The sequence below is a fragment of the Haliea alexandrii genome (assembly GCF_003719295.1).
GTDB lineage: Bacteria > Pseudomonadota > Gammaproteobacteria > Pseudomonadales > Halieaceae > Haliea > Haliea alexandrii.
The window spans coordinates 225,898-237,735 of sequence record NZ_RFLW01000002.1 but is presented as its reverse complement, the minus strand read 5'-3'; the positions used below and the strand labels follow the sequence as shown (position 1 = coordinate 237,735).

Here is an 11,838-nt window from a genome sequence, read left to right as displayed (position 1 = left end):
CGCCGGGGCACAGGCTGTGCGCTAGGCGTAACCTGCACGTTGCAGGGCGTCCTCAATGAGAGGCACGCAGGGATGGTCGAGGTTAATGTCGCGACCCCGTGCAGCATCGATACCCGCACGCCGATACGCCGGCGGCATGCCGGGGTGCATGGTGCTGTGTTCAGAAACGATCGATGACTCAAAAGTGAGGCCGAAAAAATCGAGTACACGCGCCAGCTCTGCCCGTGGATCCGCCACCAGTTCCTCAAAACGCAGGAAGAGTGTGTTTGGACGTGACTGCAGGAACGTGTAGACCTCGACCGCATAGCGCCAGCTCTCGCAGGCCTGTTCCAGGCTCTGCGCGGTGCGCGACAGTTTCGACTGGACGCAGGCGCGACCGTCGCGCAGCAGGTAGATGATTTTCAGCCCCGCCAGTGTCTCATTGAAGAAAGCGTCGAGAACATCCAGTGCCGGCACGTGGTAAAGATTATGTTTGTTGAGACCGGCCAGCTGCTCCGTGGTCACCTTGTTACCCCACAGTGCCGCGTCGCTGTCCGCTGCCGCCCGCAGACAACAGTCGACAAAGGCCCCGGTGCGCTGCTCAAACAGCCGCTGTGGTTCGTCATCCAGTTCGCGGCCCCGCAGGTAGGCAATACTGCCGACCTCAAACCCCACTTCCAACTGCGAATGCTGGTCAAGGAGTGCGGTGAGCAGGCTTGTGCCCGAGCGCCCGGCCCCCACAATGAGAAAACGAAAACGCGTATCGTCGGGGAGCGCCATGGTGTTTCAGTGGTCCGAGGGCTGCAGCTCGGCATAGGCTTTTTCAAGCCGCTTCGCCGCTTTCTTCGACACGCCGCCCAACACCTCAATGGCATGGCGCAGACGAGCCCGGCTCATGTCCGGGCCCAGCAACGCCATGGAATCAACCACCGAGAATGACGCACTGGAACCGGCAATCGCCACGAACATCGGTGCCAGGAAATCCTTTATCTTCACTCCCTGCGCGTCCGCCAGCGCCTTGAGCGCGTTCCAGACCGCGTCGCGCTCCCAGTCACTCAGTGCCTCCAGACGCCACAGGGCGAACTGCAGATTGGCGACCAGCACCTCACGCTCCATTTTGATCCCGGCGAAGGCGTCCTCGCTGATCGGCAGCGTGCCGGACACCAGAAAGGCAGCGAGCGGGGCGAAATCACTGAGGGTTTCCATGCGCTTCTGGGCGTGGGGCAGCACCTTGCGCAGGTTTTCCGCGTTGTAGGCCCAGCTGATCAGCCGCGTGGCCAGCTCTGCCTCGCTCAGGTCCTCACGAATCCACAGCCCATTCAACCAGCGCAGCTTTTCCTGGTCGAAAATAGGCCCGCCCAGGGATACCCGCGTGATGTCAAAGTGTTCCTGCATGTCCGCCAGCGAGAACTTTTCCCGCTCGTCCGGCATCGACCAGCCCATCCGCCCGAGATAGTTCAACAGGGCTTCCGGCAGAAAACCCATGCGCTGGTAGTAGAGGATACTGGTGGGGTTCTTGCGCTTGCTGAGCTTCGACTTATCGGGGTTGCGCAGTAAAGGCAAATGGCAGAGCACCGGCATGTCCCAGCCAAAATAGTGATAGAGGAGCTTGTGCTTGGGGGCGGAATTGATCCACTCCTCGCCGCGCAGCACGTGGGTAATACCCATGAGGTGATCATCAACAACATTGGCCAGATGATAGGTGGGCATACCGTCCGACTTCAGCAGAATCTGGGCATCCACCATGCTCCAGTCGAGTTCGATATCGCCGCGCAACAGGTCGTGCACGACACAGGCTCCGTCCTCATCGGGCACATGCATACGTACCACATAGGGCATACCGGCCGCCTCGCGCTGCGCCACTTCCGCTTCCGGCAATACAAGATCCGCCGGTTTCAATGCCGTACTGTTGCCCGCAGCCCGTCGTGCCTCGCGCAGCGTATCCAGCTCCTCCGGCGTGCGATAGCACAGGAACGCCTTTCCCTCACGCACCAGTTGCAGCGCATACTCGCCGTACAGCGCCATACGTTCGCTTTGTCGGTAGGGGCCACGGTCACCGCCCACGTCGGGGCCTTCATCCCACGCCAGGCCAAGCCAACGCAGCGAATCCAGAATCGCCTGCTCGGAAGACGCAGTGCTTCTGGCCTGGTCTGTGTCTTCAATGCGCAGGATGAATTCCCCGCCGTGTGCGCGCGCAAAACAGTAATTGAACAGCGCGATGTACGCCGTGCCGACATGGGGGTCACCCGTGGGTGAAGGCGCGATACGTGTGCGAACAGTCATGGGGCTTCCGGAACGAGACAGTGTAGGGGCGGGATTATACGGTCTCACCTTTCCGATTCCCACCGGAGGCGCGTTGAGCTGTCGCGACGGCCTCGACACCGGCCCCGCTGCATCCAAGCGGGCCGGCGCACGAAATCCCCCACCACGCAGACTTGCCTTGTCCGCACTTAATGCGAATAATTAGCGTTTTCACATTACTCCACTCGCGAGGTTCCCATGGTACGTCTCCACACCCGCATCCGCCGGGCCACCCTGCTGCTCATCCTGCTGGCATTGAGCGGGCTCACGGCCTGCGGCGCACCGGATGCGGTGAACGTATACTCGGCCCGCCAGGAGGCGCTTATCCAACCTCTGCTGGAGAAGTTCACGGCGGAAACCGGCATTACCGTCAACCTGGTGACCGGGAACGGCGATGCGCTGCTGGCCCGTCTTGAAAACGAAGGCGACAACTCACCCGCCGACCTGTTCCTGACCAGCGACGCCGGCAACCTTTACCGCGCGCAGGCGAAAAACCTGCTGCAACCCGTAACATCCCCGGCCCTGCAGGCCGGCGCCCCCGCCCACCTGCGCAGCGACGAGAACTACTGGTATGGTCTGTCAGTGCGTGCCCGGGTACTGGTATTCGCCGCTGAGCGCGTGGATGCCGCGGACCTCAGCGACTATACGTCGCTGGCCGACCCTGTCTGGCGCGATCGCATCTGCGTTCGCTCGTCAGGCAACATCTATAACCAGTCTCTGGTCGCAGGCATGCTTGCCAGCGATGGTCCTGCAGCGACCGCAAGCTGGCTCGACGGGTTTGTTGCGAACTTCGCGCGTACTCCCCAGGGGGGCGACCGCGACCAGATCAAAGCGGTGGCCGCCGGGCAATGCGATGTCGCGCTGGTCAACAGCTACTACCTGGGGGGAATGCTGCAATCCGATAACCTCGCGGAGCGCGAAGCCGCCGAGCAGGTCACTCTGTTCTGGCCCAATCAGGCAGGCCGCGGCACGCACATCAATATCAGCGGTGCCGGCGTCACCCGGGCGGCAAGCAAACCGGAAGCGGCACGCCAACTCATGGAATTCATGCTGCGTGAGGACAGCCAGCGCTGGTATGCCCAGGTCAACAACGAGTTTCCTGTACGTGCAGGCGTGGAGCCCTCAGCGCTGTTGCAATCGTGGGGGTCTTTCGAGGCCGATGCGCTGAATGTGAGTGAGCTCGGGCGCCTCAACGCGGAAGCGGTCAAAGCAATGGATCGCGCAGGTTGGAAGTAGTCGCCACCACGAAACCCACGGTAGAGACCGCTGCAGTGCTCTGGCGTATTGCCATGATCTTGAGCGCCGGGCTTGTCGCGATGCCGGTTGCGGTGATTGCCGCCAGCCTGCTGGGGCCCTACAGCGCGGCATGGACACACCTACTGGATACCGTGCTGCTCGACTACATCGTCAATTCGCTGCTGCTGATGCTCGGCGTTGGCGCCGGCACGCTGCTGTTGGGCGCGAGCAGCGCGTGGCTCACGGCACTCTGCGAATTCCCCGGGCGGCGTGTGTTCTCCTGGGCATTGCTCCTGCCCCTGGCCATGCCTGCCTACATCATTGCCTACACGTACACCGGACTGCTCGACTTTGCCGGCCCGGTGCAGAGCGCCCTGCGCGAGACATTTGGCTGGCACTACGGTGACTACTGGTTTCCGCCGATACGCTCGCTCGGTGGCGCGATCTGCATGCTGTCCCTGGTTCTCTACCCCTACGTTTACCTGCTGGCGCGTATCGCCCTGCTGGAACAATCACCTGCGCTCGTCGAAGCGAGCCGCAGCCTTGGCCGGTCCGCATGGCAAACGCTGTTCCGCGTGACCTTGCCGCTCGCGCGGCCAGCGCTCGCCGCGGGCGTCAGCCTGGCACTGATGGAAACCCTGGCAGACTATGGCACCGTGGCGTACTTCGGTGTGAGTGCCTTTACCACGGGCATCTTCCGCACCTGGTATGGCCTGGGAGAGCTGCACACCGCCGCGCAGCTGGCCGCCTTCCTGCTGATCTTTGTGTTGGTACTTTTCGCGCTGGAAAGGCACTCCAGGGCCCGCCTGCGTTTCCATAAAATGCACAGTGCGCGGCCCCCCTCACGCATACAACTGCGCGGCTGGCGCGCGGCAGCAGCTTCTACAACCGCGCTGCTTATTCTTACAGCCGGTTTTCTACTGCCCGCCGCACAACTTGGGGTGTGGGCGGCGCAGCACTACAACAGCGTGTTCAGTGCCGCTTTCCTCGCACTGCTGGGCAACAGCTTTCTTCTTGCCGCACTCGCCTCTCTGGGCTGTCTGCTGCTGGCCCTGCTGCTGGGATACGGCAAACGCGCCTACCCCGGCCGTCTGGAAACTGGCGTCACGCGCCTTGCGAGCATGGGCTATGCGGTGCCGGGCACCGTGATTGCCGTCGGCGTGATGATCCCCTTCGCCTGGATGGACAACACGCTGGACGGATGGCTACAGCAAACCCTGGGTGTTTCCTCTGGACTGCTCATCAGCGGCACCCTCGGGACACTCGTATTTGCCTACGTTGTGCGCTTCCTCGCGGTGTCGCTGCAGTCGGTGGAGGCCGGCCTCACCCGAATCCGGCCCGCCATCGATGAATCCGCACGCTCACTCGGGCAAACACCACTGGGCGTGCTGCGTCGAATACACCTTCCCATGTTGCGCACCAGCCTGCTCAGTGCCCTGCTGCTGGTTTTTGTGGACGTACTCAAGGAGCTGCCGACAACCCTTATTCTGCGCCCTTTCAACTTCAACACGCTGGCCGTGCGGGCCCACGAACTGGCTTCAGACGAACGTCTCGCCGAAGCGGCACTGCCAGCGCTAGCCATCGTGCTGATCGGGCTGCTGCCTGTTATTCTTCTCACCCGCAGCATGTCACCGGAGCCCACAGAGACATGAGCCAGCAACTTGAGCTGCAACAGGTCAGCGTGCGCTACGGTGCGACCACGGCGGTCGACAATGCCTCAGTAACGCTGCAGTCGGGAGACATCGGCTGCCTGCTCGGCCCTTCAGGATGTGGCAAGACAACGCTGCTGCGCGCGATCGCCGGTTTTGAGCCGATCACCGCGGGCAGCATTGCACTGTGCGGCGTAACCTTGAGCACGCCGCAGCGCCGCACACCACCGGAGCAGCGTAAAGTCGGCATGGTGTTTCAGGATTTCGCCCTGTTTCCACACCTCAACGTGCGTGGCAACATCGCGTTCGGCCTGTCCGCCCTGTCCAGCAGAGCACGTCGTGACCGGGTCGAAAGCCTGCTGCAACTGGTTGCACTAAGCGGGCATGGCGATGCCTGGCCGCACGAACTGTCGGGTGGGCAACAACAGCGCGTCGCCCTGGCCCGTGCACTGGCACCCGAGCCGGAAATCCTTCTGCTGGACGAGCCGTTCTCCAACCTCGATGCAGAGCTGCGCACAGTCCTCGCCGCCGACGTTCGCGAACTGCTCAAGCGCAGCGCCATTACCGCATTGCTGGTGACGCACGACCAGCACGAGGCGTTTGCCATGGCGGATCAGATTACTTTGCTCAATGAGGGCCGGGTCGTGCAGACCGCCTCACCCTACGACCTTTATCACCATCCACTCAGCCCTTTCGTTGCCGCATTCATTGGCGAAGGTGCAATCATAACGGCCACCATCAACCGGTCCGGCGAGGTCACGGCGCCTTTCACGGGCGCCGGGGAGCCCGGCGAGACCGACGCCCGCTATCAGCTGCTGATACGACCCGGAGACATTACCTACGACGCGGGCAGCACTACACGATTGCGGGTTGCACGACAGTCCTTTCGCGGCGCCCACTACCTCTACGAGCTGCTGTTACCCGACGGACAGCGCGTCCCCTGCCTGGCTCCGGGGCACATCGATGTACCGGCAGGCGCGATGCTGCCGGTGAGCCTGCGACTGCAAACCCACCTGGCATTTCGCGGGGAGTCAACCAGCCGCCAGGCCTGAGGGGCTAGCCCCAAACACGAGGGCAATCAGGGCCACCCAGCGGGTCATCTTCCTGCACACGTGCATGGTGTGGTTTGCGCGGCGCGCCGGGGCGAAAGTGGTAGCGTACATCCTCCCCGCAATAGCGAAGGCTGATGGCGCGACGTCGCTGATGCGGGCTCAGGTTACCGCCGGCGGCGTGCAGGGTACGGGCGTGGTGAACGGTGAGATCACCGGGGCCAAGCGCGTACTGCAACACTTCAACGCGCTGTGCAGCCGCCAGGGCCGGAATATCAGGAACCTCCAGACCTTCAGTGCCTTCCATGCTCTGCTGTGAGACAAACCAGTTGGGCCGGTAAAGCGCGCCGTCACGGTGCGAGCCGCGCACAAAACTCATTGCGCCGGTTTCGGCATCTGCCCTGTCCAGGGGTATCCAGGTTGTGCAGACCTGCTCACCGCGGGCATGAAAGTAGCCCATATCCTGATGCCAGGCCGTCTGCTCGACAGTATCCGGCTCCTTGACCAGAATACTGTCTTCCCACAGATATACCTGCTGGCTGCGCAGCAACGCTCCGGCCAGCGCCCCCAGACCCGGGTCCAGGGCGAAGGCACGGCAATCTGCGTCAACACGCCAGTGATCCGTGCCAGATACAAAGCGCCCTTTGCCGGCGACGCCCCCGGTCAATACGGTGCCCCCCGCTGCCGCCAGGCCCGCCCCCAGTGCAGACATGTCATGCATGGTCTCACCCACCGATTCCTGCAACAGCCGCTCCACGGCGGGCGCCATGGCCAGCACCGCATCGGGGTCCAGCGCTCCGCGCAGGCATACAACACCGTCGGCCCAGAAGGTATCGACTTCATCCTGGGTGGGCAAACGAACGAGAAGGGGACTATGCATGTACTGATACTCCGTTGGGTGGGCTGCTGGCGCACACAGGGGAAGGATGTGTACGCGCTTTCAGCAGCGTAGATGAATCCGGCTCAATCCGCATATTTTTGTAACACAGGTGTTGCCTTTTGCTACTATGTGGCCTCAATGAATTCGTGCCTGTGAAGGCGCGTGACACATAAGCCAGCAGCCGGAATTCCTGCATGACGACGTTGACGACCATTCTCCTCGCGATAGCAGGTGCCTGTGTTCTAGGGCTGCTCCTGTGGCGACGGAGGCCACTTGCAGACCGCGACATGCAACCAGTGGCCAAACCGGATGGCCCACCCAGGGTGCGCACCGCGATCCAGTCATTTGGTGCCAACGCCGAGTCGCTGGACGTCGCCCCGGAGGATACAGCGCCCCCAGGCAGCGGCCCACCCGCCGCACTGCAGTCCTTCACGCTTGTGCGTCGTGACAGTGCCCACGATGCAGAAGAGCCCGGCGTGTTCCGGACACGGGTTGAGGCCATACCCGAGCCCCATGCCATGTTCCTGCAGGTTACCGGGGAGCTTGATGACATTGATGAGATCACGGAAGCCGTGAAGAACGAGCCTGCATTGGCTGCCGACGTACTGCGCACCGTGAATTCGGCCGCCTTTGCCCTGACTACTCCCATTGCGAGCGTACACCATGCCATTGCCTATCTCGGAGTGAGTTACGTCAAGGGCCTGATTGCGCAATCCGCCCTCGCACGCACACTGCCGGCAAGCGCCCCCGGGTCGGAGCAGGAAGCGGCAATGCGCCGGCTGTGGAAATCCAGCCAGATCGCCAGCGCCACGGCGTTCCTGTTGGCCCGTAACCTCAACCTCGAAAACCCATCCGTCGCGTCCACCCAAGCCCTGCTGGCCAACCTGGGAGACATCAACCTGTTGTCCCTGCAACCGGAGCTCGCCACGCTTTACGCCCCGGGCCGCCTGCTGTTAGAGCGCGTGCAGGGACAACAGGCCGTACTGGGCGCTAATGCCGCCATGTTTGCAGCGCTACTCGCACGGCGCTGGGGCCTGCCAGCCAATATCGAGGCAGCACTGGATCAATCCTTGCTGCCTCTGGCAGTACCGCCTGCTGAGCACCCCCTGCAGGGCGCTGCGCTGGCCAATGCGGCCGTTGTCTACATCGCCTGCCGCCTGGGTGATGCAGCCCTGTTTGGGGGGTTGACGGACGTCGCCGGGCTCTCGCTCGGGCATGAACGGCCGGTTGAGCTGCACTACATCCCCGCCTATCTCGAGGCCGCAGACATTCAGCGACTGGAAACCACGTTGCAGGACAGTACAACGCGACGCGCAATCAACCGTACGCTCACCGCTGCCGCTAGCTGAGACATCAGGCCTCCGGCACGACTTCCCACTCGGGGGCCTCGAACTCACCCAGCAGGGTGATTTCAACATGGGGTGTCTGCTCGGCGATGATGTCCATCACCTGCTGCGGCAACCGGGACTCCATTGCATCCCGCGCGGACTTGCTTTCCCAGGTCGCGATGGCCAGCAACCGCGTGGGATCGCCAATTTTGCGGTGCAACCGGGTGCCCTGGGCGCCCGGCGCCCGCTGGATGATTTCACTCGCGCGAATCCATGCCTCGGCATACGCTTCCGCACTGTAGCCCGGACTCAGGGTGACTTCGAAAATGTAATGCACGCACACCTCCTGCGGCCAGCTTTTCCCCAGTATAGCGAATTCAGGATGTATCTCCGGTACAATAGCCGCACCGACCAAATACACCGCACTTCATGACCGTAAACGCCCACCGCTTTTGCATAGCCCCCATGATGGACTGGAGTGACCGCCACTGCCGGTACTTCTGGCGCCTGCTGAGCAAACACGCACGCCTGTACACGGAAATGGTCACCACCGGTGCGCTGATCTACGGTGACCGGCAGCGCTTCCTCGGCTTCAGCCCTGTGGAGTCGCCGGTGGCCCTGCAGCTGGGTGGCAGCGAGCCTGCTGACCTTGCGCGCTGCGCGACCTGGGCTGCTGACTGGGGTTATGACGAGGTGAACCTGAATTGCGGTTGCCCGTCAGACCGCGTGCAATCAGGTGCCTTTGGCGCGGCCCTGATGGCACAACCCGACCGCGTGGCGCACTGTGTTGCCGCCATGCGGGACGCCTGTGATCTCCCGGTTACCCTGAAGCATCGCATCGGCATTGACGACATGGAAAGCTACCAGCAGCTGCTGGATTTCATAGGCCCCAGCGCCAATGCCGGCTGCAGGGTGTTCATCGTACACGCCCGCAAAGCCTGGCTGCAGGGGCTTTCGCCAAAAGAAAACCGGGAGATCCCGCCGCTCAATTACCCCTGGGTTTACCAGCTCAAACGCGACCTGCCGGAACTGACCATCGTTATCAATGGTGGCATTACCAGTTTGGACGCCAGCGCCGAGCACCTGCAGCATGTGGACGGCGTCATGCTCGGACGCGCGGCGTACCACGATCCATGGCTACTCGCCAACGCAGATAGTGCCCTGTTCGACGCGGCCAACCCGCTGGCCAACAAGCATGATGCTATTGTGCAAATGCTGCCCTACGTGGAACAGGAGCTGCAGCGTGGCACGGCCCTCAATCACATCACGCGACACCTCCTCGGGCTTTACCAGGGCGTACCGGGCGCGCGTCAATTCCGGCGCCACCTGAGTGAGAACGCACACCGCAAGGGTGCAGGCGTGACGGTACTGGAAGATGCCCTGAACAAGGTCAGACAGCATGAGTCTGACCAAACCTGCGCTGCTGAGACAGCCTGCGGGTAGCACACCAGGGGATTATCCTGCACACTTGGCTGCGCAGTCTGTAACCCGGCGGTTGCGTTTAAGCCGCACGTTTCACAAGGACCTCCCGACATGAGCAGTAAACTCGACCAACTGAAGTCGATGACTGATGTGGTCGCCGATACCGGTGATATCGAGGCCATTCGCCGCTTTCACCCTCAGGACGCCACCACCAATCCCTCGCTGTTGCTAAAAGCCGCGGCCCTGCCCCACTACCGCAGCCTGCTCTCTGGCGCTCTCGACTGGGCCACGAAGGCCGGGGGCAGCAGCGCTGAGCAAATGGCCAACTGCTGTGACCGCTTTGCCGTCGACATCGGGCGCGAAATCCTCGGCATCGTTCCAGGGCGCATCTCAACAGAGGTCGATGCACGGCTCTCGTTTGACACCCGCGCCACCATGGCGCGCGCGCGCAAGCTGATCGGGATGTACGAAGACGCTGGTATCGCGCGCGAACGCGTGCTGATCAAGATCGCCGCCACCTGGGAGGGTATTAACGCCGCCCGGGAGCTGGAGCGTGAGGGCATCAACTGCAACCTGACCCTGCTGTTCGGTTTTGCCCAGGCCAGCGCCTGCGCGGACGCCGGGGTTTACCTGATTTCACCGTTCGTGGGGCGTATTCTCGACTGGCATCTGGCCAACACCGGGATCACGATTGGGCACGCCGATGAGGACCCCGGCGTACAGTCCGTGCGCCGGATCTATCACTACTACAAAGCGCACGGCTACAACACCGTGGTCATGGGAGCCAGCTTCCGCAACGCGGGCGAGATCGAGGCGCTCGCGGGCTGCGACCGGCTGACGATAAGTCCGGCGCTGCTGGAGACGCTGGCAGCAGATAGCGGCGAACTGCCGCGCCGGCTCAACGCACAGGACCGTCGTGCAGACGACCCGCAATCCACCATTGATGAGGGCAGCTTCCGCCTGTCGTTGAACGAGGATGCCATGGCAACGGAGAAACTTGCCGAAGGCATTCGCAACTTTATCGCGGACCAGAGGCGGCTCGAGGAGGTTATCAGCGCAGCATGATCAAGGCACTGAAGTCCCTGTTTATACTCCCCGAAGCGGAGACCCCGGAGCAGCTGGAACACCGGCTGCAACTGGCAGCAGCCGCACTGCTGATTGAAACGGCGCGTGCCGATTTCACCCAGGATGCGAGCGAGGAGGCGGCACTGGAACAGTTGCTGTGCAATGCCCTTTCGCTGCCGAGTCAGGAAGTAAAGGCGTTGATCTCAGCAGCGGGCGAACGCGTCGACGAGGCCACCTCACTGTATGAATTCACCCGCGTGATTAACGACCACTATGGGCCTGGGGAAAAGCTCACCCTGATTGCCAGCATGTGGCAGGTGGCCTACGCCGACGGCGATCTGGATAAATACGAGGAACACCTGATCCGCCAGGTCGCGGAACTGACGTATGTACCGCACCAGGACTACATTCGCTGCAAGCTGGACGCGCGAAAAGGCTGAACCGGCTCAACTGCGTTCAAGTACGACCATCAGGTCCTTGAAGCGCGCACGGTTTTCCTCCGACAGCCCCATCAACACCCGGTGCGCCTCAATGACCTTGTCGCGCACCGACGCCTCGCTGCCCTTGACCACGGGTATGCAGTCAATACATTCCGGATTGGCGCAGGCATCTTCGTGCAAATCATACAGCCGCTGAAAACCCATGCTCTTGATCAGGCGTGTGATACTCGGGTTGCTCGAATAGATTGCCGGCGTAAAGCCGTAGCGCGCGCGGACCTCCAGCGCCAACTTTGCCAGCAAACCCAAAGTGGTGCTGTCGATACCCTCGGCGTCGCACAGGTCCACCCAAACGCTGGCAAAATCGGGGTTGTCCAGCATGCGCTGGATGTAATCGTCAATGGTTGTGCACAAGGTGAGCCGCACGTCCCCCGTCAGGCGCACCACATAGGCGCCATCCTGGCTCGCTGCAAGTATCCGGCCCTCTTCCAT

Annotated in this window: 12 protein-coding genes; 7 read left to right on the top strand and 5 right to left on the bottom strand. The window is 62.3% G+C overall.

The genetic code is table 11. The annotated features are described in order from the left end of the window. Positions 1–21: 21 nt before the first annotated feature. Positions 22–759 carry a sulfotransferase family protein gene (locus EGJ68_RS09285; protein ID WP_123034284.1) on the bottom strand — a complete coding sequence of 246 codons (738 nt, stop codon included), beginning with the start codon at positions 757–759 and terminating at the stop codon, positions 22–24. Positions 760–765: 6 nt separating this feature from the next. Next, positions 766–2,262, bottom strand: coding sequence for a glutamate--tRNA ligase (gene gltX / locus EGJ68_RS09280; RefSeq protein WP_123034283.1), 1,497 nt, complete (start codon positions 2,260–2,262; stop codon positions 766–768). Between the two features lie 216 nt (positions 2,263–2,478). On the opposite strand from gltX, the gene EGJ68_RS09275 reads away from it, so the two are divergent. From EGJ68_RS09275 to EGJ68_RS09265, 3 genes are read left to right on the top strand one after another with little or no spacing between them, the layout of a single operon-like run. After that, positions 2,479–3,516 carry a Fe(3+) ABC transporter substrate-binding protein gene (locus tag EGJ68_RS09275; RefSeq protein ID WP_123034282.1) on the top strand — a complete coding sequence of 346 codons (1,038 nt, stop codon included), beginning with the start codon at positions 2,479–2,481 and terminating at the stop codon, positions 3,514–3,516. After that, on the top strand, positions 3,507–5,168 hold the full coding sequence (locus tag EGJ68_RS09270) for an ABC transporter permease (RefSeq protein ID WP_199227997.1): 1,662 nt from the start codon (positions 3,507–3,509) through the stop codon (positions 5,166–5,168). The genes EGJ68_RS09275 and EGJ68_RS09270 overlap by 10 nt, the downstream gene beginning before the upstream one ends. Continuing rightward, positions 5,165–6,217, top strand: coding sequence for an ABC transporter ATP-binding protein (locus tag EGJ68_RS09265; RefSeq protein ID WP_123034281.1), 1,053 nt, complete (start codon positions 5,165–5,167; stop codon positions 6,215–6,217). The genes EGJ68_RS09270 and EGJ68_RS09265 overlap by 4 nt, the downstream gene beginning before the upstream one ends. Positions 6,218–6,221: 4 nt before the next feature. On the opposite strand, the gene EGJ68_RS09260 is transcribed toward EGJ68_RS09265, so the two are convergent. Further along, positions 6,222–7,094 (bottom strand): phytanoyl-CoA dioxygenase family protein, encoded by an 873-nt coding sequence (locus tag EGJ68_RS09260; RefSeq protein WP_123034280.1) that lies wholly within the window; start codon positions 7,092–7,094, stop codon positions 6,222–6,224. Between the two features lie 194 nt (positions 7,095–7,288). On the opposite strand from EGJ68_RS09260, the gene EGJ68_RS09255 reads away from it, so the two are divergent. Continuing rightward, positions 7,289–8,443: an HDOD domain-containing protein gene (locus tag EGJ68_RS09255; protein WP_123034279.1), complete on the top strand. Its 1,155-nt coding sequence runs from the start codon at positions 7,289–7,291 to the stop codon at positions 8,441–8,443. Positions 8,444–8,447: 4 nt separating this feature from the next. Here EGJ68_RS09255 and EGJ68_RS09250 read toward each other — a convergent pair whose 3' ends face one another. Continuing rightward, on the bottom strand, positions 8,448–8,759 hold the full coding sequence (locus EGJ68_RS09250) for an antibiotic biosynthesis monooxygenase family protein (protein WP_123034840.1): 312 nt from the start codon (positions 8,757–8,759) through the stop codon (positions 8,448–8,450). Positions 8,760–8,851: 92 nt separating this feature from the next. Here EGJ68_RS09250 and dusA point away from each other — a divergent pair, with 92 nt between their 5' ends. From dusA to EGJ68_RS09235, 3 genes are all read left to right on the top strand, one after another. Beyond that, positions 8,852–9,865, top strand: a complete 1,014-nt coding sequence (gene dusA, locus EGJ68_RS09245) for a tRNA dihydrouridine(20/20a) synthase DusA (protein WP_123034278.1) — start codon at positions 8,852–8,854, stop codon at positions 9,863–9,865. A gap of 90 nt (positions 9,866–9,955) precedes the next feature. Continuing rightward, positions 9,956–10,909: a transaldolase gene (tal, locus tag EGJ68_RS09240; protein ID WP_123034277.1), complete on the top strand. Its 954-nt coding sequence runs from the start codon at positions 9,956–9,958 to the stop codon at positions 10,907–10,909. Beyond that, the gene (locus tag EGJ68_RS09235) at positions 10,906–11,349 is read left to right on the top strand and encodes a tellurite resistance TerB family protein (protein WP_123034276.1); all 444 of its coding nucleotides are present in this window, start codon (positions 10,906–10,908) and stop codon (positions 11,347–11,349) included. The genes tal and EGJ68_RS09235 overlap by 4 nt, the downstream gene beginning before the upstream one ends. A gap of 6 nt (positions 11,350–11,355) precedes the next feature. Here the strand turns inward: EGJ68_RS09235 and EGJ68_RS09230 are convergent, their stop codons facing one another. Then, complete coding sequence (locus EGJ68_RS09230; RefSeq protein ID WP_123034275.1) at positions 11,356–11,838, bottom strand: STAS domain-containing protein; 483 nt, start codon at positions 11,836–11,838, stop codon at positions 11,356–11,358.